Source organism: Erythrobacter sp. YT30, assembly GCF_001542875.1.
Lineage (GTDB): Bacteria > Pseudomonadota > Alphaproteobacteria > Sphingomonadales > Sphingomonadaceae > Erythrobacter.
The window spans coordinates 1002903-1025455 of the sequence record NZ_LMAF01000002.1 but is presented as its reverse complement, the minus strand read 5'-3'; the positions used below and the strand labels follow the sequence as shown (position 1 = coordinate 1025455).

Annotated in this window: 21 protein-coding genes and 1 tRNA gene; 14 read left to right on the top strand and 8 right to left on the bottom strand. The window is 57.0% G+C overall.

The window, feature by feature from the left end; all coding sequences use genetic code 11:
* Positions 1–22: 22 nt before the first annotated feature.
* Positions 23–1111 (bottom strand): diacylglycerol kinase family protein, encoded by a 1089-nt coding sequence (locus tag AUC45_RS09590; protein WP_067603751.1) that lies wholly within the window; start codon positions 1109–1111, stop codon positions 23–25.
* Positions 1112–1331: 220 nt separating this feature from the next.
* Between AUC45_RS09590 and AUC45_RS09585 the strand changes: the two genes are divergently transcribed.
* Both AUC45_RS09585 and AUC45_RS09580 read left to right on the top strand, forming a co-directional pair.
* Complete coding sequence (locus AUC45_RS09585; RefSeq protein WP_067601604.1) at positions 1332–2543, top strand: M20 family metallopeptidase; 1212 nt, start codon at positions 1332–1334, stop codon at positions 2541–2543.
* 135 nt (positions 2544–2678) lie between these two features.
* A complete protein-coding gene (locus AUC45_RS09580) occupies positions 2679–3755 on the top strand; it encodes a LacI family DNA-binding transcriptional regulator (RefSeq protein ID WP_067601601.1) in 1077 nt (358 codons plus the stop codon).
* 43 nt (positions 3756–3798) lie between these two features.
* On the opposite strand, the gene AUC45_RS09575 is transcribed toward AUC45_RS09580, so the two are convergent.
* The 7 genes from AUC45_RS09575 to AUC45_RS09545 all read right to left on the bottom strand — a co-directional run bounded on the left by AUC45_RS09575 (position 3799) and on the right by AUC45_RS09545 (position 11086).
* Positions 3799–7338, bottom strand: a complete 3540-nt coding sequence (locus AUC45_RS09575; RefSeq protein WP_067601598.1) for a carboxypeptidase-like regulatory domain-containing protein — start codon at positions 7336–7338, stop codon at positions 3799–3801.
* Positions 7335–8327 (bottom strand): hypothetical protein, encoded by a 993-nt coding sequence (locus AUC45_RS09570; protein ID WP_067601595.1) that lies wholly within the window; start codon positions 8325–8327, stop codon positions 7335–7337. Before AUC45_RS09570 ends, AUC45_RS09575 begins: the two co-directional genes overlap by 4 nt.
* Positions 8328–8407: 80 nt before the next feature.
* Positions 8408–8938, bottom strand: coding sequence for a DUF4402 domain-containing protein (locus tag AUC45_RS09565; protein ID WP_067601593.1), 531 nt, complete (start codon positions 8936–8938; stop codon positions 8408–8410).
* A 75-nt stretch (positions 8939–9013) separates the two neighbouring features.
* Positions 9014–9511: a DUF4402 domain-containing protein gene (locus tag AUC45_RS09560; protein ID WP_156423808.1), complete on the bottom strand. Its 498-nt coding sequence runs from the start codon at positions 9509–9511 to the stop codon at positions 9014–9016.
* A gap of 209 nt (positions 9512–9720) precedes the next feature.
* Positions 9721–10278 (bottom strand): DUF4402 domain-containing protein, encoded by a 558-nt coding sequence (locus tag AUC45_RS09555; RefSeq protein ID WP_197409539.1) that lies wholly within the window; start codon positions 10276–10278, stop codon positions 9721–9723.
* A gap of 8 nt (positions 10279–10286) precedes the next feature.
* Positions 10287–10832 carry a DUF4402 domain-containing protein gene (locus AUC45_RS09550; RefSeq protein ID WP_197409538.1) on the bottom strand — a complete coding sequence of 182 codons (546 nt, stop codon included), beginning with the start codon at positions 10830–10832 and terminating at the stop codon, positions 10287–10289.
* A 177-nt stretch (positions 10833–11009) separates the two neighbouring features.
* A tRNA-Arg gene (locus AUC45_RS09545) sits at positions 11010–11086 on the bottom strand.
* Between the two features lie 209 nt (positions 11087–11295).
* Between AUC45_RS09545 and AUC45_RS09540 the strand changes: the two genes are divergently transcribed.
* The 12 genes from AUC45_RS09540 to AUC45_RS09485 all read left to right on the top strand — a co-directional run bounded on the left by AUC45_RS09540 (position 11296) and on the right by AUC45_RS09485 (position 22545).
* The gene (locus AUC45_RS09540; RefSeq protein ID WP_156423807.1) at positions 11296–11676 is read left to right on the top strand and encodes a hypothetical protein; all 381 of its coding nucleotides are present in this window, start codon (positions 11296–11298) and stop codon (positions 11674–11676) included.
* A 78-nt stretch (positions 11677–11754) separates the two neighbouring features.
* Positions 11755–12270 carry an MmcB family DNA repair protein gene (locus AUC45_RS09535; RefSeq protein WP_067601579.1) on the top strand — a complete coding sequence of 172 codons (516 nt, stop codon included), beginning with the start codon at positions 11755–11757 and terminating at the stop codon, positions 12268–12270.
* A gap of 72 nt (positions 12271–12342) precedes the next feature.
* On the top strand, positions 12343–13119 hold the full coding sequence (locus AUC45_RS09530) for a sterol desaturase family protein (RefSeq protein WP_067601576.1): 777 nt from the start codon (positions 12343–12345) through the stop codon (positions 13117–13119).
* A gap of 77 nt (positions 13120–13196) precedes the next feature.
* Positions 13197–13556: a DUF2141 domain-containing protein gene (locus AUC45_RS15995; protein WP_255356319.1), complete on the top strand. Its 360-nt coding sequence runs from the start codon at positions 13197–13199 to the stop codon at positions 13554–13556.
* Between the two features lie 168 nt (positions 13557–13724).
* Positions 13725–15710, top strand: a complete 1986-nt coding sequence (locus AUC45_RS16170; RefSeq protein WP_067601573.1) for a hypothetical protein — start codon at positions 13725–13727, stop codon at positions 15708–15710.
* Positions 15711–15832: 122 nt separating this feature from the next.
* Positions 15833–17218 carry a M48 family metalloprotease gene (locus tag AUC45_RS09515; RefSeq protein ID WP_067603747.1) on the top strand — a complete coding sequence of 462 codons (1386 nt, stop codon included), beginning with the start codon at positions 15833–15835 and terminating at the stop codon, positions 17216–17218.
* A 38-nt stretch (positions 17219–17256) separates the two neighbouring features.
* Positions 17257–17970, top strand: a complete 714-nt coding sequence (locus tag AUC45_RS09510; RefSeq protein WP_067601570.1) for a DsbA family protein — start codon at positions 17257–17259, stop codon at positions 17968–17970.
* Positions 17970–18950, top strand: coding sequence for a hypothetical protein (locus AUC45_RS09505; RefSeq protein ID WP_067601568.1), 981 nt, complete (start codon positions 17970–17972; stop codon positions 18948–18950). The genes AUC45_RS09510 and AUC45_RS09505 overlap by 1 nt, the downstream gene beginning before the upstream one ends.
* A 151-nt stretch (positions 18951–19101) precedes the next feature.
* Positions 19102–20382 carry a sensor histidine kinase gene (locus AUC45_RS09500; protein ID WP_082701070.1) on the top strand — a complete coding sequence of 427 codons (1281 nt, stop codon included), beginning with the start codon at positions 19102–19104 and terminating at the stop codon, positions 20380–20382.
* Positions 20379–21176: a LytTR family DNA-binding domain-containing protein gene (locus AUC45_RS09495; protein ID WP_067601565.1), complete on the top strand. Its 798-nt coding sequence runs from the start codon at positions 20379–20381 to the stop codon at positions 21174–21176. Before AUC45_RS09500 ends, AUC45_RS09495 begins: the two co-directional genes overlap by 4 nt.
* A 59-nt stretch (positions 21177–21235) precedes the next feature.
* Positions 21236–22102 carry a carboxylating nicotinate-nucleotide diphosphorylase gene (gene nadC / locus AUC45_RS09490; protein ID WP_067601562.1) on the top strand — a complete coding sequence of 289 codons (867 nt, stop codon included), beginning with the start codon at positions 21236–21238 and terminating at the stop codon, positions 22100–22102.
* Positions 22099–22545, top strand: coding sequence for a hypothetical protein (locus AUC45_RS09485; RefSeq protein WP_067601554.1), 447 nt, complete (start codon positions 22099–22101; stop codon positions 22543–22545). Before nadC ends, AUC45_RS09485 begins: the two co-directional genes overlap by 4 nt.
* Positions 22546–22553: the final 8 nt, after the last annotated feature.

The following is a 22553-nucleotide window of genomic DNA, read 5'->3' as shown; positions in this document are numbered from 1 at the left end:
AAAGAGGCTTGGGTTCAGGCCCTCAAGGTACAACGAACCGCAATTGAGGACCCGTTTCCAGCAGATATTCGCCGCCTGGAAAGGCTTCTCCGTCAAGGATGAACGGTTCATCCAAGGCGAGCAATAGGCTGGACGCGGCAAACTGATGCACCCCGCGCTTTCGCAAACCCTTGGTTATCCATCCTGCTAGAATGGCCGGGATAAGGGCAGTGGTGCGGCGCGAAATCTGATCAACGGCCACCACTTTGAACTGCGTTGGACCAGCGGTCTGCACAGCCCCGAACGCATTGATCCCAGCGGGCAGTTTTTCGAGGCTGGACACAAACAGCAATTGGCGATGTGTCTGCTCCCCATGGCCGCTGTGCTCAAGGGGAGCGTAATGCGGACCAATCCCAATCTGCATGGCCGCACCGCGGCGCCATTCATTTGCCCGGCTTGCCGTTACCGACTGGACGAGAGCCCACAGCGCGGTGGTGGAAACGGCTAGCGAATTGAACGCTCCCAAACGGTGCGCAGATTGCCCCGCTTGCGTCGCCTTGGTGAATGCCCCAGCTCCAAGAATGAAGCCAAAAACAGGAAACCCGCCTTGTTGAGCGTCAGCCTTGGCATTGGACAGGGCGAGCGGCCTGCGTTCAATCAGCGAGCCTGCCTTGTAGGCGCGGATTGCCGTGTCGAGGTCCCAATCGCCATCAATAGAAAGATCGTGCGCCAACGCATTGGTCTTGCCGCGCGGCAGAACCGCAAGAGCCGGCCAATCATTCCCAAAAATGCTGTGACCGCATGTCAACACGTCGCGAACGGTCCCGTCACCGCCATCAATCGCGAGAAGATCGATGTCCTGCTCGGCGAATGTGGCCAGTGCACGGGGTAGAGCAGACCGATCGCCTGGCTCTGCAATGAAGATATTGGGACCCAGATCGCGGCTGAGTTCTGCTTCGGATGCAGCGGCCAATTTGTTGTGATGGCTGCGCGGATTGTGGATCACTCCAACGCGCGGCGCGCCCCCGCTTTGCTGGGCGGGTGAGGCCGATACGCGCTCCTTCTCGGCCGAATTACGACCGTTCGCTTGCCATCCCGGCAGTCGCGAAAAATCGTAAATCGAGGTGGCCATATCGGTCCTTTTACAGACTGCCTTAATCACCAAGGCAGGCGCGCCATGGCACAATTGCATTAACTTGTCATGTAGTGGGGCGCGAAACCGCAAGTTCAAGCGAATTGGCGATAAATGGAGTGTTGTTGAGTTTTGCGCTCACTCATTGTGGCTTCTTGGCACTATCGCGGTTTACCATATTGTCTTCCAGAACACTGCGTAGCGCGATAGTCTGCGTTTCATGCTGACAAAGAACCTGCTCGATGCCGCTCGCAATCATTCCGACGCGATCACTTCCCTTCGCCGCGCTATTCACGCGGAGCCGGAATTGGGGCTTCAGTGCCCGCTCACCATGGCGAAAGTGCGCGCCGCGCTTGCCGATTTGCCGCTGACCTGGCGCGAAGGCACCTCAACGACTGGCGCGATCGCAACACTAAACGGAGGCAAGGCAGGCTCAGATGCCAAACGAGTGCTGCTACGCGGCGATATGGACGCTCTGCCGATGGATGAGAAAACGGGGCTCGATTTCGCGTCCGCGATACCGGGCCGCATGCACGCCTGCGGACACGACACGCACACCGCCATGCTGACAGGGGCAGCTCGCATACTGTGCGAACGACGCAAAGAGTTGAAGGGCATTGTCGATTTTATGTTCCAGCCGGGCGAAGAAGGTTTTCACGGCGCGCGCTATATGATCGATGATGGCTTGCTCGATCCGGTGCCCGATGCCGCCTTTGCGCTCCATATCATGCCCAATGCGCCTTACGCCGTGATCGCAGGAAGGCCCGGCCCATTAATGGCAGCAGCGGATCAGTTCACGATCACCGTCACCGGCAAAGGTGGCCACGCATCTATGCCTCATGATTGCGCCGATCCGATACCGGCAGCGGCGGCAATCGTTTCCGCTCTCCAGACAATGGTAACACGCCGTTTCAAAGCGACGAGCGCAGTGGTGGTGACGGTGACACAAATCCACACGGGAACAACGCACAACATCATTCCCGACGATGCGATGATCGCTGGCACAATTCGGACATTGTCAGCTGAGCACCGCGCCAAGGCGCACGAACTCATCAACCAAACCGTCGAAGCTATCGCGGCAGGGCACGGCGTTTCGGCCACGTGCGAGATCGATCATGGTTACCCCGTGACGCTCAACGATCCACGCGCCGTCAAACTGGGCGAAAAAGTGACGCGCGCCATGGGCGATGGGACCGGATGGAGCGATCTTGCCGATCCCATTATGGGCGCTGAAGATTTCTCCTACGTCCTTGAAAAAGTGCCCGGCGCCATGTTCTTCCTCGGCGTCGCGAAAGAGGGCAACGATGACTGGCGATGCGCCTGTTCGCTTCACAATCCGCGCATGCATGTCGATGAAGGGGCGATGCCGCATGGCGCTGCCATGCTCGCCGGATGCGCGCTTGAATTCCTCGAGAATGGATTTGAGGGCTGACCAATTGCGAGCGCCGGCGTGCAACTGGCCTACGCATCCACAGAAAAACGCGTGTTAACCGAGGTCTAACGCTAACGATTATTCAATTCCCCATCCTCATGTGGTTATAGGCCGGGCGATGAGGACACAGTGCCGATGACGCAATCGGGCAGCATTACGATCGAAGATGTGGCCAAGGCTGCTGGCGTTTCGCGCCAAACCGTTTCGCGCGTCATCAACTTTCAGCCAAACGTCCGCCAAAGCGTTCGCGAAAAGGTCGAAGCGGCCATTGCGGAACTTGGCTACGTTCCCAATCAGGCCGCCCGCAGGATGGGCGGTTCGCGCAGCTATCAGATTCTCGCCATATTTGAAAAAGACGCGGTTGGCCGCAGTGATGGACGATTGCCACTCGATCAAATGATGCTGGCAGGTCTGCGCGTTTGCGGTCCGCGTGGCTATCATTTGCTCTTTGAAGAAGTCGATGCATCGGGTCAGAAATCGCTTGGCGATCCTTCTGAGCAGATCGCCCGCGCTCTGACCTCGCTCAAGCCTGATGGCGTTGTGCTTTGCCCCTCGCTCGAAGAAGACCCCGGCATTCGCAGCGTCCTCGATCAGCGCGGTGTGGCGTCTGATTACCTTGGTCAGCGTAGCGAATTTGGAAGACTTGTCCCTGGCCTTGACGATGGCTTTTTCGCAGAGGCAGCTGCCGAACACCTTCTTGCCCTGGGCCACCGCCAAATGGGCTTTGTCAGCGGCCATCATGATCCGGTGCGATCGGCCCGGCGACGTGACGGCTATCGCCGCGCTCTTATCAAAGTCGGTAGCCGCGCCCATGGTCATTTTATCTCTGATGCACCTCTGGCATTCGACGAAGCATTCGATCTCACTCGCGCATGGCTCACGCCGACAATCAGGCCAACCGCCATTATCGCTGAAACCGAAGAGACCGCACGCGCCGTCTTGCGCGCGGCACAAAGCCTGAAAATTTCGGTGCCAGATGACTTATCGTTACTTGTGCTCGACGATGCACCCGGCCTTTCCCATTGCGAGCCTGCACTCACCGTGCTGCACCAAGACTATGCGGCGCATTTTTCACAAGCCTGCGAACGTTTGATCACAGCCAACACCAAATCCGCCTCGGCAATGACCGATAACAAGAACACGGATGCACGAGAGGACGGCTTCGCGCTAATCGACAGAGAAAGCGTCGCTGCCCCTCCACGAAACCGGTAATAATTCTGCTTCAGAAGAATTGCTTGCAAGTTTCGCGGCAGCCTTAGCTTTCGCCGCAAGATGTGACGTTCGCATCCAGCGAGTAGATCCCGCCCACTGGCTCGACCGTTATCTGCGGGTCGCCCAGCATACAGATGCCCAGCCTTTCTGCCTGCGATGGATCGATCACGAGTGTGTAGGTGCCCGGCTTGATCAGCTCGAAGAAGAAGTAGCCGCCGCGCTCGGAGCGCACTGTGCCGCCAATCTCGCCGCGCTCATCGATCAGCTGCAACCGCAAACCTGAAACCCCGCGTCCGCTCGCGTCGTCTTTGAAGGATACCGTTCCCTCAATCTCGCTCAGGGCAACGATCGGGAAATCCATCACGTGGAATCGGCCTGCACGAGGGACGATTTCCACTCCCCTTTCAACGGGAGCCATCAAGATATCGGGCAAGGTCGACGGATCGACCTGAATGCTCGCGCGGTTGCCATTGCCCAGCTGGGTCAAACGCGCCATCCCGTCTTCATCCGTGGTCGACGTGTCGTTGAACACGACAAAATCAACATCTTTGAGCGGTACGTCGCCTTCGCTGAATAGGCGGTCGCCATCCATATCCTGAAATGCCCGGACACTGGCAGCGCCTGATGATGCCTGCCCCGGTTTCGCGACGAAATAGCGCTGGCGCAATGGATCGCGTCCGAAACTAAAGCCAAGTCTAAGAGCGAGCGAGAAGGCCTTTTGCTCAAAGGCGTAATTGCCATCAAACGCGAGCGAAAACTTGTCGAAGTCGCGGATTGCTGACGCACCGACATTCAGGCCGCCGCCATTAAAAGAGTACGAGGCTTGACCGCTCACTGTCGTTTGATCATCGAGCTGATAGTCGATTTCCCCCGCAACATTGGTGATTTCTGGGCCTTGGAGAAGGCTATAACCTACAGATCCACGAAGCTGCGTACGTGATCGCCTAAATGTGGCCAGGTCGAAATTGCCTATGAGCTGGGAGAAGTTGGAACCGTTCAGTCCCACATCGCGCGAATATTCCAGTGTGTTGGATAGGACCATGCCGGGCAAACGATAGGAGCCGCGGAAAATGGCATCAGTATCGGCTCTGCCATCAGCAAATTCGATATGTCGAAGCCTTGCGGCGATGGGGATCGATGTATGCTTTGTTTTCGCGCCGAAATTCACATTCGTGTTGAAATCAAGCTCGGTCGCACGTCTGAGCGGATCGCGCGTGTTGCTCCTCAATTCATCGACAAAACCGCCACCATATTCAAAATGCGACAGTGTGAAGGAGCCCCCTAGCGCACGCCCCGCCGTGCCGACACCTGCGGCATAGCTGCCCTTGTCAGACACCGCGCCGTCAGCGCGCAGCGCCAGGCCACCGATCCCAGTGCGAATTCCAGCCGTGCCGACGAAGTCATTCTCGCCATCGTTTTCGAAGTAGGACAGGCTTGAGACAGCGGTAATATCCGGACTAAGACCATAGGCAAGGCGAGCTGCAGCCTGCCAGTTTCCAAATCCTTCGGTTGGATTAAAGTTTGGCCCCTCAACACCAAGTAGGTTAACTCCGCGCTGAATTGCGCCAACTTCGTATTCCAGATCGCCCGCCGCAAGACGCCCATCACCAACAGTGATCTTGCGCACTTCCTCACGTCTTTGCCCTTGGGGCCCGTAGAAAACGAGCCGGAATACGTTCAAGCCATAATCTACGGGGACTTCAAGAAACTCGTATTGGCTGTTCACTGCATTGGCGATTGAGCCAACCAGGATATCGTTGCGATAAAGTTCTACCTCATATCCATTTGGCAGAATGCCACGCAGATCGATCTGTTCAAAGGCGGAGGCGCTCTCGAATGGTCGATTGGTTATGAATCCGCCGCGACCGGCGCGGCCACGCAGGCCAACCGGCATGGATGATGTCGCAACATCGCCGAATTGAAAATCGGTCGCACCTAACGGACCCAGCAGATCGGCGTCAGGATCACGGCGACCCAGTTGTATCAGCGAAGCGACAAGGCCATCTCGCGTTGTGGTCGTCAAAAAGGCCTGCGCGGTCATAAATGCCAGATCGCCCGCAAGACGAAGGTCGCCTTCAAGCCTTTCGCCCAATGCAGAATCCGAGACCGCGCGAAGCTCGACATCGCCAATGGGCACCGATGCAGCCAACCAAGGCGTTTCCTGGCGCGGCCAACGCTCTTGCTCGCCCCTAGCCTGTCGTGCCCCCAATTTCGCCCGCTCAGCATCGCGGCGCATCCGCTCCTCGAAAGGAAAGGGCTCCAATGTGGTGAGCAGAACCGATTGGGTTCTGAGGTTAGGATCAAGCTCAAGCGGCAAAATCTCAGCGAGCACATCGCTGAGAACGAACATTTCCCCTTCGAAGGCTTGGCCTTCCGCGGGCATCAGCGGCCGAACCCCACCCTTTGTTGTGAGGAGTTGCTGCCTCAAGTCGATCGTAACCGTGCGATCTTCGCTCAGGAACCAACCACTTGCGTAATTGCCATCATCGCTAACCTTTATGGCTAAGTCCAGAATACGGGTAAGCTCACCCACCGGCAGGTAGATGCCGTTGCGCGTACCATAGGCGATGATCGTGTCGCTGGCATCAATGCCCTTCACTCTGAGCTGCAGGATCAGCTCGTCATCTATGGTGAAGATCGGGCCATCTTCGTCCAGGGGGAACGTTCTTGTCCCCGGCGTCAGATCGAGCGATGGCTGTGGCTGAAGTGCTACCACCGTATCGGCGGGAAGCGGAGGACCAGTTGCAGGCCTTGAGCTTTCGAGAGACTTCTCGCGAACCCGTGGGGTTAGAAGACTGAAAGCTTGAACCGGAGGCGCACCTTGGGCCTCCCGATTTGCGGCGACGGGCGCTATCGCCGGTTTGGCCGCTACTTTCTCCACGATCTTTGCAGGAGGTCTCGCCGCTTGCAGGATGTCTGACAGCCCTATCGGCGCTCCAGGCTGCTCAATTGCCTTTGCCACAACCTTCGTCGGTTTCTGTAATGGTGTGGCGGGCGCGAGTGCAGGAGGATCGAAGTTGAAGGTGACCTGGGCTGAATAGCTTTCACTGTCACTATTGGCGATCTTCACTTCGGACAAAGCTGCGATCTCTGAGTTATCAATCGAATCGCTACGACCGGGTCTCGATTGTGCCAATTCGGTTGTATCAGGCTCGAGCATCGGCTCCTTTGGTGAAATCAACTTAGCAACCGTCTGCGGCGCCTCCTTGATGAGCGGCAGTGGTGCGATCTTAGGGTTTGTCCGCTTTGCAGCGGCTCTGGCGATCGCCTTGAAATTGTAAGGGGCGCGGTAAAGCCCGGTGAACCCGGGGCGTGGGGTGCCGCTCGCAGATTGCGGGTCGCCCTCTTGCTCTCTTAATTGCGCAGTCCGACCTGCTTTGATCTGCGATGTCGTGACGTCAGATGCTTTAAGTTTCGCAGTTGTTTCAACGTCTTCGTAAAGCGAAATCGATGGGTGAGCGGCCGTCGCTCCCGGTCTGTCCAGCTCAAGCTGCCCGACAGAGGAGGGAAGCAACGATCCGCCCGCAATTGCCGGAACAGCGGCAATCGCGGCTAGAACACCGATAGCGCGAAGCGAGGTCACCGGACGACAAAATCTTGCCTAGCAAGAGTTTCGCCTGGATTTACGTCGTCATCGACGAATGTTGCGGTGAGCTGCATGCCTGCTCGCAACTGGGTGAGGTCGAATTCCGGGTTGAGTGCCAATTGCACCTGGCGTGAATCGATCTCGGGATAAACGCCGATGCCGCGAGCAATCACCAAAGGCTCGTCCTGACCGGGCGCGGTTACGACGACATCGCCATAGGCGGAACGCGTTCCGCTGCGCGTAATCGTCATCGAAAGAAGCGGGCCGCGTTCGCCCTGCACAAAGCCGATATTCTCCAGCCCCACGTCGAGCGTCGTATCACCCACGCGCACGATAACGGGGATGGAGATGCCGAAACGCGGGCGGATCGTGACGCCGACATTGCCGGTATCAGCGGCATTATCGCTCACCGCATCTTCAATGGAGAAGCCTTCATCGAGGTTCTTGGGCACGGAAACGACCATGAAGTGAGCGCGATATTCGCCATCGGGCAAGTCTGCCGAAGGCCTTGCCATGATACGAACGGTCTGCGCTTCACTTCCCAGCAGAGCAACGCGGCGCGGCGAGTGGCGCAGCATCTGGCTCGCTACTTTGACCTCACCGGCTTCTACACCAGCAGGAATATTGTCCAAAGGCACAACATTACCGCTATTCAGCATCACCATATCGGTGATCGAAATCTCGTAGTCGCCGTCAAAGGCCGTCTTGTTGTAAATGCCAACGGACGCGATACGTGAACGCCGGTCCATGATAATACGCCGCGGATAAAGGTTGATGTCTCCCATCCCGCCGACAGACCCGTCGGGCACTTCACCCGCCTCAACCTCGGGGATTGGAGGTGCGACCAGCTCAGCCTCATCTTCGGGAGCTTCTTGAGCGGCTTCAAGCGAGAGGTTTTGGGCCGCCACAGAGCTGGCAAAGCCAAATGCCAGCAGACAGGCAGACGCCGTCAATGCGCGAGCGCGAAACCCCGAGAATTTTTTCATTTTTCAAACCATGGTCAACGTTAAAGAACTACGTAGTTCTACCGTTGCGATGGTTAATTTGTGGTAAGGGAAGTTGGGGATCAGTTGTAAATAACGGTAACGTCAAAGTCACCGAGATACGATCCGGGCGCCTGATTGGCGTTGACCCGCAGTGTCCCGCCAAGATCCAAGCGGTAAACACGGTTCCGACCAAAGCCGGAGATAACAACCAAGCGCGCTGTTATGCTGTTGATCAGCATGGAATTTGCGCCGCTTGTGATAGTGATGTTTCCAGGGATGAAGACAGTCCCGCCCCGGTTCCCTGCTTGCTCAACGGTGAATTGAGCAGGGCCTCTGCCACTGGCAGGTTGCGCCATATTCGTCGACGATGCGACATCGCCTGCCGCGCTGAACGAACCGTCGACATTGACCGTGATCGTGCTCGCCGTCCCAGGCGATGCAAAGCGGCCAAAACGCAGATCAGACACGCGCTGAATGGTAATTGGGTCCGCCACAGTAGCCGACGCCACCCCGGATTCCTGCGTGGTGTCGCCCGGTGCTGCAACGGCTGGGGCGCTCAAACTTGCCAGGGCAAGCGTGATCCCACACCAATGTAGAGGTTTGATAGGCATGACGAAGGGCCTTACGCTGACAATTAGGGCGCGAAGTGCGGCATTCACCGGACCCCGCGCCCCAATTTGATCAACTTAGTTGTAAGAGACAGTTACGTCGTAAGTGCCGCTGTAAACGCCAGCAGATTCGCCGCCAGCAACAGTCAGAACACCGCCCACAGAGAAGCCAGCTGCGCCAGAAGCGTCGAGCGAGCCTGTGCCAGGTGCGCTAGTGGTGAAGTTCATGGTGTCGGTGCCGTTTGACACAGAACCAGCCGTGGTTGTGATCGAGAAGCTGCGGCTTGCATCGCCAGCAACGGTGAATGCGTCTGCAGATTCAACCGAACCGCCGATCAGCGTAACGTCAGTTGCAGCAACGCCGTTACCAGCCTGGTCAACAGTGACGGTACCGCCATTGTCACCGGTGGTGAAGGTGCCGAAGTTCAGAGCAGCTGCAGCAACGTGTGTCAGCGTGATCGGAGCAACGACTTCAGCCGTAGCTGCACCCTGTGCAGTTGCGGTGTCGCCAGGCGCTGCCATGGCAGGCGATGAAAGTGCTGTTGCAACAGCAGCGATAGCAAAAAGTTTTTTCAAGGTTGGTCTCCTGAGATTCTTAATATTCGAGCCCGCACCGATTTCGCGGACCAACGGTGAAATGCGTTAGCGATTCGTCCCCGTTGACCTAGGTAGTACCCCTTAGCCTCTTAAAATCTTCCTTATGCGCTGTAGGCGCGAAATTAACCATAAGCCGCAGAAACGTGCGGCTTACAGGCGCTGCAGGTAGCCCTCTTTGAGGCTGCTGATCAGTTGTAGGAAACGGTGATGGGAAGCTGGGCGCGGAACGTGTCTGTCGCGGTCCGCGCCGGAATACTGACAGTCCCGCCAACAAAGAAAAGATCGCGGCCCTCCGCATCCAGCCGGCCACCATCTGCGGCGCCAGGATAGTTGAGGCTGCGCACCTCAAGCTCATCAACTACAAGCTGCGCGCCGGTGTTGGCTCCGCGAGCAGTTACGAACCGAGGGAGCGACACGCGATACGTTCGGTTGGCTTCCCCCACGACTTCAAAGCTGGCGCGATGAGGCGCGCAATCGACTTGGCCACTGCATTGGGCTCTTGCCGAATTGAAGTATGCTGCCGGGCCGCCATCAGGGGCGACGCGCACTTTTCCGGGCACATCTCTACCAACGGCGATGGACCCAAAGGACAGATCGGCAAGGGGTATGGCGCTTAATGGCTTTACCACCTCGGCTTGCGCCACGCCTTGGCCGGAATCCGAATTCTGAGCGTTCACGGAAAGAGGGAGAGCCGCAAAAAGAAGCGCGATTATCGTCGCAAAAGTAGAACGCTGATGCTTTCGCATTTGGGCCTTCATATGGGATCGACCGCCACAACCCTTGCGTCCAGTTCGATCGGAACAACTATATTGCTTCCGCCAAATTGGCGCGTAACATGCAATTGGCCGCCGACATTGAAGCTTCGAGAGCACCGCCGAGAACGGCAATTGTCGATGCGAAGTTTGAGCACTTGCCCGGTTGATACTCTTCCATAGCCGGGCAAATCTGTCTGAAACGCCGAAAGATGTGCGCTTACGCCATTCTCGCGAACGATACTGGGCGTGGAGATGACGATTTCGACGCTGACATCAATCGCGTCATTCTTTCCGCGGCCTTTGTCGTAAAGAATTGTAAATCGAGCGGGTCTGGTTCTCGCCCCTTCCAGAGCCACCACGCCTTGATCCGAAACAGCGCCCCGTGCGCTGATTGTGCGCGAGCCGCTGCCGAACACCATAAAGGTGCCAAAGCTTAGCTCCCTGTTCGGTATGACACGAACACTTGGTTCATCCGAACGAGGTTGGGCGGTCGCGGGATACGAGCCGGTTGGCACCATCAGCAAGATCAGCGGAAGAGCCGGCAAAATTCGCAATCGCGGGAACATACCGGCCAACATAGCTTCAACAGAGACTGATACAACTGCGTGCGAATGCGAACCTGCCACCTTGACCGTGATCGGGACACTCGATGCTTACCCGAAAAGGCTGGCTAAAAGAGCCACAAGACAACACTGGAAGGTTGTATTCAGCGATTGAAATAATGGCGCACCCGAGAGGATTCGAACCTCTGGCCTCTGCCTTCGGAGGGCAGCGCTCTATCCAGCTGAGCTACGGGTGCGGATCGGTTTTTGGCGGTTTGCGCCATCGCCGCGCGGCGCCCTTCGAGCACCGGGCGCGTCGCTTAGCAAGACCTGATCGGCTTTGCCACTCCATAATGGAACTTCGCATGTCGTTCGTGCGCCTCCAAATCGTAAGGCATATGTAAAGGTGAGTTTCGTGACGCGCGCTTTAACCCTTCGGCAAGCTTGCGGGAGGTATCCATCGGGTATGTCGTTACTCTCACCTGACCAGACCCGCGCAATGCGCGATACAGCAGCAAAATCCACCGGCTCACTCGCCCAGAGGTGGGAGGATCTACACACGCAGGCTGCTCAACTCGCAGAACTGGCGCATCTCACTCCCGAATCATACGAAACGGACCTTGCAGAAATCCCCGCAATGCTGGGGGATGCGACCGAATGGCAGCGCGAACTTGCCTGGCAGGCGCTGGAAGATATCGATGCGATGATGCAGCCGGGCATGGTGGCGCTCCGCACAATTCTCGCGCGCGGCCAGGATACGAATGCACCGGCATTGGCGCTATGGCGCGAATTTCACGCAGCGCGCGGATCTGTGATCGATCTGGTGAAAGGCAACGACCAGAATTGAGGGCATTCCTCACAGGGATTTGCTCCGTTTCCGTACAATTCGCTTGACCATGTTCGCGCATTGTTCCAAAAATCGCTCATGTCTTCTGCGCTTCTCTCATCACCCGATACACCCCGTGCTGACGCGCCAGCTTTGGCGAGCACGTCTGCGGATGTGTCGCGCGGCATAGCCCGGCTTTTCGCGCGCAATGGCATTTGGTGTTTGCCGGAAATGCCGCTGAAAAATGGTCGGCGCGCGGATCTGATGGGCGTCGATGCAAAAGGGTTGATCGTCATCGTGGAGATCAAGGTCGCCCGCGGCGATTTGCTGGGCGATGCCAAATGGCCCGACTATCTGGATTTCTGCGATCGGTTTTTCTGGGGCGTTCCTCCAGAGCTTGATCGCAGTCCGCTCGAAAGCGAGGCTTATCAGCCCGATACCTGCGGAGTGATCGTTGCGGATGCGTATGATGGCGAGATTATCCGTCACGCAAGTCTGGGACCGCTCGCGCCCGCGCGGCGCAAAGCGCAAGTGGAGCGATTGGCCCGCGCTGCGATGCGCCGGCATACCATGCTGATGGATCCCGATTGCAGCGCTCTCGATAACGAGAGCTAACGGAAACTGCGCACACGCCTGCTTTGCAAAAAACCTGTTCCCAAAGGTCAAACTGAGCCATAGCACGGCGTAATGCTTAGCCCTGACACCCCCGTGCCATTGGCGCTGCTGCTGGTCAGCCTTGCGGTGTCAGCCATTGTCGCTGCGCGCTACTTTCTCAGCTCAGGCCTTTTTGCATGGATGACAAAGCGGATGCGGCCCGGTCTTTACGACGGCAAAGGGCGTCAGATTGGGCGTGAAATCCGCTGGTCGATGATCGCGGCGCTCATTTACGGAACGCCGGCCGGGATCGTTTTCTGGGGCTGGAACCATCACGGCTGGACGCTGCTTTACACCGATCCTACCGCGTATCCGCTTTGGTATATGCCCCTGTCTGTATTCATCTATCTGTTCGTGCAGGATAGCTGGTTCTATTGGTCGCACCGGGCAATGCATGACAAGCGGCTTTTCAAAATCGCTCATGCCGTTCACCACGACAGTCGCCCGCCAACCGCCTGGACCGCGATGAGCTTTCACCCGATCGAAGCTGTAACCGGTGCGATTGTTGTCCCACTCCTGGTATTCATCGTCCCCATCCATATCGCCATGGTCGGCGTTGTTTTGACCATCGCTACCGTCATGGGCGTCACCAATCATATGGGCTGGGAGCTTTTTCCGCGCCGCATCGTTCATTCTCCATTGGGAAACTGGCTGATAACGGCCAGCCATCACGAAAAACACCACGAGGACTATCGATGCAATTTTGGCCTGTACTTTCGTTTTTGGGATCGGGTTTGCGGAACGGATCGCGGCCTGTCCAAGCGAATAACCGCGCCCTATCCCGCGCAAACGGCCAGCGACGCATCGTGAAGGGTGCAGGCGTTCTTGCCGCTAGCCTTCTTTCAAGCGCGGGTTTTGCCTCCTCAGCTTCTGCGAATGAAGTTGAAATCACGATCACCGATATGCGTTCGGAGAAAGGGGTGGTGCGCGCTTGCATGACAACCAAGGAAAAGATTTTTCCAAAGTGCCGCAAGGATCCTGAATCGTACCGCACGGTCGTCCCTGCTGGCAAAACCGTCACAATCCGATTCAAGGATGTGAAGCCTGGTGATTATGCCATTGCCCTGTTGCATGATGAAAACGACAACGGGAAAGCCGATCGCGCGCTCGGTATGATGCCCAAGGAAGGCTATGGCTTTTCGCGCGATGCCCCCGTTCGCATGGCGCCGCCCAAGTTCAAGGATGCGGTGTTTGAACTCGGTTCAGAGCCCAAGCAGCTGACAATCAAAATGCGGTATTTCCTTTAAGAAAGCGACTGAGTTTTCGCTCTTCTATTTGGCGCATACGCTGGGGACAAAAGGTCTTTAAGCACAGCACATTAGCGATCACGGACTTTTAAACCTGACTTAACGGGATGTTTACCACGTCGCTTCAATACGGTCCGTGAAACGCTAATTAAGGGGCGAAATCGGGCCATGGACGACGTGCGCGGCACTTTCGGTACCAACGAAAATACAGATCATACCGAAGAGTGGGAGACCAATGCTTCGCAATCTGCGCATGACGGTCCTCCTCCAGGCATTGGCCAGGATGAGCGGCGGATGCAGGTGCGTGCCTATAATCATTGGGCAGGCCTTCTGGGCGAGCGCAACTTCCCTTCGATCGAAGAGCTTGATCCTTCCAGCATCACAGACTTCGGGCCCAATTCGGTTCTGCTTGATTTCTCTGTCGGAATTGAAAATCCGGCCGTACAGTATCTCGGCGACAAGCTTGCCGAAGAATGCGGCGCGACGGGCCCGATCCATAAATTGTCGGACGTGCCAGCGCGCTCGCTTTTGAGCCGGATTACCGATCATTATATGCAGATCCTCGCGAATGAGGCACCGATCGGGTTTGAGGCGGAATTCGTCAATCGCGACGGCGCGGCGATCCTTTATCGCGGCATCCTTCTGCCGTACTCCAGCGACGATGAGACCATCGATTTCATATATGGCGTCATCAATTGGAAAGAGATGGCCGATCAGGCCACCGCCGATGAGCTGCTGCTCGAAATTGATCAAGCACTTGAAGCCGAAGAAGTCGAAGAGGAAGAAGCCTCCAAGCATCCCGCCGATCCAGTAACGGCGTGGGAACCATCATCGCTGGGAGATTTTGACGAACTGTCTGATCTCGCACCTGAAAACGATGATAGCGCAGAACCAACTCTGAACGATGACGAGCCCGATGTATTCGAGCTGGAATTGGCGCAGGTGCAGGAAGACGATCTCGACGTCGCTGCTGAAACCGATAGCGAGGAAACCTCGCAATCTACCGAGAACCCTGCTGGCAAAACCGCGAGCTTGCTCGATATTGGCGGCTGTGACGCTGCGTTTGATCACCAGATTGACGATGAATACGACCTGCCCGATTTCAGCCAATACAAACTCGATGCGCCGGATGAGGAAGAAGAAGACTACGACGAAGAATTTGAATCGGGCGAAGACGAAGCCGCCTATCACTTCGCATCGCTAGCCGATTACCTAGAAACGCCTACCAAAAAGGCGATTGATCTTGACGCCGACGTTGAGATGAAAACACCTGAAACCTTCGATGCTGAAGCGCACAATGACGAAGCGGCGACGGAAGAACCCGCTGACCTTTCGGGCGAGTTTGAGCTTTCCGACGAGGTCGAGGAAGAACCTGCCGCAAATGCACCGCTCGAATTAAGCGACATGCTTGAGGTTGAAGAGACCGACGCAGAAGCCGACGAGGATAGCACTGAGGAGGTCGGGGACACGTCCCCTATCCTGCACGCGATTGACACAACAGGCGAGGATGTAGAAACGCCCGCCTCTAGCGAGAGCGACACCGTTCAGGCCTCCAGCCTTTACGATCATCTAGCATCAGCACGCGAACTGGCTGAAACTGCAATCGCAACCGAAGATCGCAGCCGTCAGGCGCTTTATGCCGCCGTCAGCCGCGCCTATGACTTCTCGCTGGCAGCGCAGGAAGCACCTGAAGATTATGAAGAATTGATCGCGGAAAGCGGCCTCAGCGTGCAAGAACGCGCGCCGATGACGCCGATCGTAAAGCTTGTCTTTGGCAGCGAATACGACAAGACGCGCGTTACCGAATACGCGGCGGTCCTTTCGCATGCGCATCGTCTCGAACTGTCCAAAGGCGCTCTCAACGAATTCCTCGCTGAAGCTGAAGGTGGCCTCAAAGGCGTCGTTCAGGACGAACGTCGCCTGCGCCGCGAAGAAGCTGGCAAGCCTGTTGATCCGAAAGATGCTGTGCGTGTAGCTCTCGCTGAAAAGCTGCGTGAACTCGAAGAGCTTGCTCTTGAACAGCTCTCCGCAGAAGGCCCTGAGTTCGCACTCGTAATGGTGCGGCGCGACGGTGAAGGCGGTGTGAGCGTGGTGGGCGAGATTGATGACGATATTCCGCTGATTGAACGCGCGGCCAAGAAACTCGTCGGCTGAATTTCGCACCGCAGCGCTGCGGTTGAGACGGACTACGCGAATTAATCCGCGAGCAGAGCGCGGTTTCAGTTCCCGTTCAGATCAAAACCCGTTACGCTTTGCGCGATATGATCCCCGCTCTCATGCCATCTTTTGATCTGTCGCTCCGCTCTTATCGGATCGTCGCCTATTGCCTCGCGCTGATCGCGTGTTCGATGAGCATCATCACGCCTGCCGTCGCACAGAGCGTTTTACGCGATGCCGAAACCGAACAATTGCTGATCGATATGAGCGCGCCCTTGGTCGAGGCGTCCGAGCTTGAGCCCGGCAACCTCGATCTGGTCATGATCAACGATCCCTCCATCAACGCTTTTGTGGCAGGCGGGCAGGTCGTTTACATACATGCAGGCCTCATCAACGCAGCCGACACCGCTAATGAAGTGCAAGGCGTGATTGCGCATGAAATTGGCCACGTCACGGCGGGCCACGTGGTGCGGTTCAATGAGCGTACTCGCGCGGCCAACGGGATTACTATCCTCTCGCTGCTGTTGGGCGTAGGCGCAGCGCTTGCGGGAGCTGGCGACGCGGCGCTTGGCGCGATTATGGCCGGGCAACAGGCTGCTCTGGGTAGCTTCTTGGCGTTTAACCGCAACCAAGAGGCGGCAACAGATCTTGCGGGCGCTCGTTATCTGTCCGGCGCCGGTATCACCGGCAAGGGCATGATCAGCTTCTTTGAAAAGCTGCGCAATCAGGAAATTCGCCGTGGATACAGCCAGGCAGATGAAGCCGCCTATGGCCGCACTCACCCGCTTTCCGGCGATCGCATTGCGACTTTGCGCGGCCTACTGGAAGAGGATCCCGCCTGGGACGCCCCGCCCGATCCTCAATTGCAGGAACGCTTTGTGCGCGTTCAGGCGAAACTTTATGGGTATCTGGCTGAACCGTGGCAGACGCTAAACCTTTATCCTGAAAGCGATAAGAGCGCAGCCGCCCGCTACGCGCGCGCCTATGCCTATCACAAGGATGCGCAGGTCGACAAAGCGTTGGCCGAGGCGCAGGCGCTGCTCGATATGGAAGCGGAGAACCCGTATTTCCTCGAACTGCAGGGCCAGGTGCTGCTCGAATCCGGGCGTCCCGAAGAAGCGCTCATACCGCTGCGCCGCGCGACAGAATTGACGCTCAACCAACCGCTCATCGCATCGATGTTCGGCCATGCGCTCATCGCGACCGAAGATACAGCGAACTACCCGGAGGCTGAACGTGTACTGCGAGCAGCGGTTGCGCGTGACCGGTTCAATCCGTTTGCGTGGTATCAGCTTGGCGTCGTCTATGCAGAGCGCGGCGATATCCCGCGTGCAAAGCTAGCCAGTGCAGAACAACAAGTGATGGCGCGCCAATACCCGCAGGCGCTGCGCAGCGCACAGGCGGCCGAAGCGGGTCTTCCCTATGGCTCGCCCGATTGGATCCGCGCACAAGATATCAGCCTGCAAGCCCGCTCTGAACTGGAACGCCTGCGCGATTCTCGCTAATTTGCCGGTGCGCATCTCTTCTCAAACAGGTCAAATTCATGCCCGAAGCCCTTCGTAACACGCTCCTGACAGCGATCATGGCACTCATCTTTGGGTTCCTGGGCGCGGCGACGTGGTCCTATTCGGGCCTTGCCGATGCGCGCACGCAAGAGTTCTTGCTCAAGAATCCTGACATGCTGCCCAAAATGGCCGAGGCGTTTCAAGCGCAGGAATCGCAAAAACGGCTCGCTGATCTTGGCGAAGAGGTTTACACGCCCTTTGGTGGAGCCGTCCGTGGAAACCCCAATGGTTCGAAAGTGCTCGTTAAGTTTACCGATTACAATTGCGGCTATTGCGAAGCGAGCCTTGCCGATGTCGATCGCTTGGTGAGCGAAGATCCTGATTTGAAAGTCGTTATTCGCGAATTTCCACTCTTCGACGGCAGCGAGGAGGCCGCTCGCATGGCATTGGCCGCGGCAAAGCAGGGCAAGTTCGAAGCCTTTCACCTCGCCATGTTTGAGCGCAGTCCAGTGACGCCAGAAAGTTTTGAAGCCGCCGCAATCGCAGCAGGCATCGATCTGGAACAGGCTAAGGCCGACATGAGATCCGACGCGGTTACGATTGAGCTCGCCAAGAATTTCACCTTCGCTCAGACACTGGGCTTTGATGGCACACCTGCCTGGATCGCAGGCGGAAAGACGCTGAGCGGCGCGGTGGGTTATGATGCCCTCAAACAAGCGCTCGAAACCCCGGCTGCCACTACCGAAAGCTGATGAAGCGCGCCAAGCTGAGTCTTGCTGTACTGTCAGCGTGCACATCGCTTAGTGCAGCGCATGTCGGAGCATTTGAAAACGGGACACAAACGTCGGCCATCGCTGCCTTTCAGGCTAAAGATCAGCGATTACAGGATGTGGGCTGGCAATTGGTCCGCGGAAATGCAGAATTTTGCGAAAATGTAATCCCGTCGATCGGGCTGCAATTGCAGGATCTTGCCAGTTATGGCGATCCAGAGATCGCGCGCGCAGTGTTGCAGCTCGAAGGGGATTTCGCTGTGCAGACGGCGGCGCGCGGCTCTCCCTCCGCCCAGACAGGGCAATTCCGTCCCAACCGAGAGATCACTCAGATCGGCGGTGATAACCCTAACTCATGGGAAACTCAGAAGCGCAAAGCCTGGCAGCGTTTGACACGCGCGCATGATCGGATCGATCAAAAACTGGTGGGCGAAGGACAGGTCACTTTCACTTTCGCCAACGGTGAGAGAACCGAGGTCGAGGCAGTCCCCGCATGCGCCACTCGCTTCGAGCTCGCGAGCCGCAATTCGAAGGCAGTCGCAGAGGGCAAGCGTGTCGTCATTGGCGAACGATTTGTTGGCTTTGCCTATGAAGAGCAGGTTTTTGCCGGTGCCGTTGCGCACGAACTTGCGCATAATCTGTTGGGTCATCGCGTCTGGCTGGATCGCAACAAGCGAAAACGCAGCCATGTCCGCCTGACAGAGCGCGAAGCTGATCGGTTGATGCCTTGGTTGATGGCCAATGCGGGATACGATCCCAAAGATGCAGTGACCTTCATGGAAACGTGGGGCTCAAAGCACGACGGCGGTCTATTCCGCTCGCGCACACACGATGGCTGGGATGAACGGGTGGAGTTTATCGCAGCCGAAATCCCGCTGATTATCGATCTGATGGAACGCACCGGCAAAGCTGATTGGTCGTCGCATTTTCGGCGCGAAATAGACCCCGATCTCGGACTTTGAACCGCTCGCGAACTCATCCAAAAGTTGCGCAAGGCGACTTGTTAGCAAGCGTTCGGTCATCCAGCTAACTTGCGCCAAGTGGTTTCGCGTTCGCGCCCGGAAAGCGCTTTACCCCTCCTAACCGCGAAAATTTGCGCTATACGATTCTGTCATGGCCGTGCTCCCAATTCAGCCAGCACCGTTTTTCGCGAACAAGAATCGTGCATTCTGGTATCTCCAGTTTGCCGGCTGGGGCGGTGCGTTCCTGCTGAGATCGGCAGCGGCGCTGGCCAATGAACGGCCGCTTGATCTGCTCGCCGTAATTCTGGTGAACACGATCACCGGGTTTTCCATCACGCTCGTTCTGTCGGTGATCTACCGCCAGCTAATCGCACGCCAGCCTTTTATCACGTGGGGCGGCACCGTCCTCGTGCTGATCGGCGCGGTGATTATTCACGCGTCGCTCGATGCCTGGGTGCAGGGAATCTATTACGGGATCAGCCGCGAGACGACCTTTGCGCAGCGCTTTATCGGCATCACCTATATCCCGCTGACGCTGCTCGGCGCATGGAGCGCGCTCTATTTTGCCATCAATTACTTCCTGACGGTGGAGCGACAGCAGGATCGGCTGGAGCGTCTCGAAGCACAGGCCACCGCCGCCCAGCTTGCCATGCTGCGCTATCAGCTCAATCCGCACTTTCTGTTCAACACGCTCAATTCGATCAGCACGCTTGTCCTTTTGAAGCAAACCGAACCTGCCAATGCGATGCTGACCCGATTGTCGAGTTTCCTGCGGCACACTCTCATCACCGAGCCCGGCAGCCAGGTAACGCTCGAACAGGAGATTGAAACGCTGCAGCTCTATCTCGACATTGAACGCATGCGATTTGAAGAGAGGCTGCGAACCAAGTTCGAAATTCAGGACGAAGCGCTCGATGCGTGCCTGCCATCGATGCTGCTTCAGCCGCTCGTCGAAAATGCGATCAAATACGCCGTCAGTCCGCAGGAAGAAGGCGCGCGTATCTCACTCTCCGCGCGCATCATCAGCGACAGGTTGCGGATGAGCGTTTCGGATACAGGTCCCGGCGTTGACGGGCCTTTGCAGCACAATCTTCTCGATCTGCCCGCGCAAACACCTGGGCGCGACAACACCAAATCAACCGGTGTTGGCCTTGCCAATATCCAGAATCGCCTGATGCAGGCCTATGGCGATGAGCACCTGTTCGAAACCAATTCCCAGCCCGGCGGCGGGTTTACAGTCACGATCGAAATCCCATTTCAGTCCGAGCGCGAGCCCGAGCCCGCCCTTGCGGACAACACTTTCACCGAGGGCACCGTGGCAGAGACCACTCCTGCTCCATCAAAAACCCCAATTGAAGAGTCCGCCAAAGCAGATTGCGGCGACCTCGACAATCTCATCCCTTCCCCCCGCCCAATTGGACAAGCACAATGACCATTCGCACCATCCTAGTCGACGATGAAAAACTCGCTATTCAGGGCCTGCAGCTGCGCCTTCAAGCCTTCGACGATGTCGAAATTATCGATACCTGCGCTAATGGCCGCGAGGCCATCCGCAAGATCAAAACCGAAAAGCCCGATCTCGTTTTTCTCGACATTCAGATGCCCGGTTTTGATGGCTTTTCGGTGGTGAAAGGCGTGATGGAGATTGAACCTCCGTTGTTCGTCTTTGTGACCGCTTATGAAGAACACGCGATCCGAGCGTTTGAAGCGAACGCGGTCAATTATCTCATGAAGCCGGTGGATGAGGACAAACTCGCCGACACCATCGAACGCGTGCGCCAACGCCTCGCCGAAAAGAAATCGACCGAAGATGCAGAACAATTGCTTGGCGTCTTGGCAGAGGTTGCGCCTGAGCGCGCCATCGAATTTGGCGATGATACAACCGAAAGCGCCGAACGCTTTGAGAAGCTCATCAACGTCAAAGATCGCGGCCAGATTTTCCGCGTCGAGGTGGATTCGATCGAGCGAATTGAGGCGGCAGGTGATTACATGTGTATCTACACGGCCGAGAACTCGCTCATCCTGCGTGAAACGATGAAGGATCTGGAGCGGCGTCTTGATCCGCGCGTGTTCCAGCGCGTGCACAGAAGCTGGATCGTCAATCTCGATCAGGTTCGCCAGGTAAAACCGCACACCAACGGTGAATGCTTCCTCGTGCTGGATTCGGGTGCCGAAGTGAAAGTGTCGCGCAGCTATCGCGATGTTGTCGCGCGGTTCGTACACTGATCCCAAGCCCAGTGTGCCGTTGCTCTTGCGGTGATTGTGTGACGGGTTAGACAGTCGGCATGACCTTCGCTCTGCCCGGCTTCGACATCGACAAATTCATCCGCGACACCCTTGCAGAGGATCTGGGTGAAGGAATTGAAGGCGGCGGCCGTGATGTGACATCCGAAAGCGTCATCCCCGCTGATGCTCGCTTTTCTGGCGTCATGGACAGCCGCGAAGGCGTAGTGATTGCCGGACTTCCGCTTGCGGAGGCGTTCTTTCGGCATCTCGATGCGCAAGTGTCCATCGAAACCCTGGTGTCTGACGGTGACGCCGTGGCTGCGGGTTCAGACCTGATGAAGCTGGAGGGCAATGCCCGCGCGCTTCTCACGGCAGAACGCAGCGCGCTCAATATCGTCCAGCATCTTTCGGGGATCGCGACGATGGCTCGTGATTATGTCGCGGCCATGCGTGTTGGATCTGAGGAGTGCACACTTCTCGACACTCGTAAAACGCTGCCTGGCCTTCGCGTTCTGGAGAAATACGCAACCAGAATGGGAGGCGCTCAGAACCACCGCATGGGCTTGTGGGATGCGGCCATGATCAAGGACAATCATGTCGCAGTGGCTGGCAGCGTGGGTGAAGCAGTGCGCCGCGCGCTCGAGGCAGGCGTCAAACCGATCATTTGCGAAGTAGACCGTTTGGACCAGATTGAACCCGCGCTTGAGGCTGGCGCGCACCACTTGCTTCTCGACAATATGGCGCCCGAAACCCTTCGCGAGGCAGTGAGGATGGTCGATGGCCGCGCTGCGACCGAAGCTTCAGGCGGCATCAATCTCGAAACCATCGCTTCAAAAGCAGCAAGTGGAGTGGACTATTGCTCAGTCGGACGGCTTACACAAAGCGCGCCCGCGGCTGATATCGGTCTGGATTTCACGCCCTTATGAAGATCGCGCAGGGGCCAAGACCATGGTCGATAAGGCTGTTCGCATTCATCATATGCGCGCTAGGCCTTTCCGATCTGATTATCGGGCTGTCCGATATCGACACCCAGATCGCTGCGCTGACTTACGATTTGCCGTCCATCCCTTGGAGCCGCGATCTCGCAATCGTGTGGATCTCGGCATTGTTCACAATCGTTCTAATTCCTGTTGCTGCGATCTGGTTTCGGGCGAGCAAGATCGCGCGAGCATTGGTCACGATTGCGGCCATCCCGAGCCTTATAGCAGTCCTCGCCTTCGCGCACCTTGCAATCACCAGCGATGAATACGGATGGCTCGTCTTGTTCAATGCGGTGATGATTTTGGTTGCCGTAGCGAGCCTCTACACGAACTCCGCCTCAGCCTGGTTCAATGTCACCTGCAATGCTCGCGAGGAAGTGTTTGAGTAAGATGGCTT

Coding starts and splice junctions, on each gene's coding strand:
- AUC45_RS09515 (WP_067603747.1), top strand. CDS start 15,833: ATGCCATCTTTTGATCTGTCGCTCCGCTCTTATCGGATCGTCGCCTAT.
- AUC45_RS09510 (WP_067601570.1), top strand. CDS start 17,257: ATGCCCGAAGCCCTTCGTAACACGCTCCTGACAGCGATCATGGCACTC.
- nadC (WP_067601562.1), top strand. CDS start 21,236: ATGACCTTCGCTCTGCCCGGCTTCGACATCGACAAATTCATCCGCGAC.
- AUC45_RS09570 (WP_067601595.1), bottom strand. CDS start 8,327: ATGAAAAAATTCTCGGGGTTTCGCGCTCGCGCATTGACGGCGTCTGCC.
- AUC45_RS09500 (WP_082701070.1), top strand. CDS start 19,102: ATGGCCGTGCTCCCAATTCAGCCAGCACCGTTTTTCGCGAACAAGAAT.
- AUC45_RS09530 (WP_067601576.1), top strand. CDS start 12,343: ATGCTTAGCCCTGACACCCCCGTGCCATTGGCGCTGCTGCTGGTCAGC.
- AUC45_RS09565 (WP_067601593.1), bottom strand. CDS start 8,938: ATGCCTATCAAACCTCTACATTGGTGTGGGATCACGCTTGCCCTGGCA.
- AUC45_RS09495 (WP_067601565.1), top strand. CDS start 20,379: ATGACCATTCGCACCATCCTAGTCGACGATGAAAAACTCGCTATTCAG.
- AUC45_RS16170 (WP_067601573.1), top strand. CDS start 13,725: ATGGACGACGTGCGCGGCACTTTCGGTACCAACGAAAATACAGATCAT.
- AUC45_RS09540 (WP_156423807.1), top strand. CDS start 11,296: ATGTCGTTACTCTCACCTGACCAGACCCGCGCAATGCGCGATACAGCA.
- AUC45_RS09585 (WP_067601604.1), top strand. CDS start 1,332: ATGCTGACAAAGAACCTGCTCGATGCCGCTCGCAATCATTCCGACGCG.
- AUC45_RS09590 (WP_067603751.1), bottom strand. CDS start 1,111: ATGGCCACCTCGATTTACGATTTTTCGCGACTGCCGGGATGGCAAGCG.
- AUC45_RS09505 (WP_067601568.1), top strand. CDS start 17,970: ATGAAGCGCGCCAAGCTGAGTCTTGCTGTACTGTCAGCGTGCACATCG.
- AUC45_RS09580 (WP_067601601.1), top strand. CDS start 2,679: ATGACGCAATCGGGCAGCATTACGATCGAAGATGTGGCCAAGGCTGCT.
- AUC45_RS09555 (WP_197409539.1), bottom strand. CDS start 10,278: ATGCGAAAGCATCAGCGTTCTACTTTTGCGACGATAATCGCGCTTCTT.
- AUC45_RS09535 (WP_067601579.1), top strand. CDS start 11,755: ATGTCTTCTGCGCTTCTCTCATCACCCGATACACCCCGTGCTGACGCG.
- AUC45_RS09485 (WP_067601554.1), top strand. CDS start 22,099: ATGAAGATCGCGCAGGGGCCAAGACCATGGTCGATAAGGCTGTTCGCA.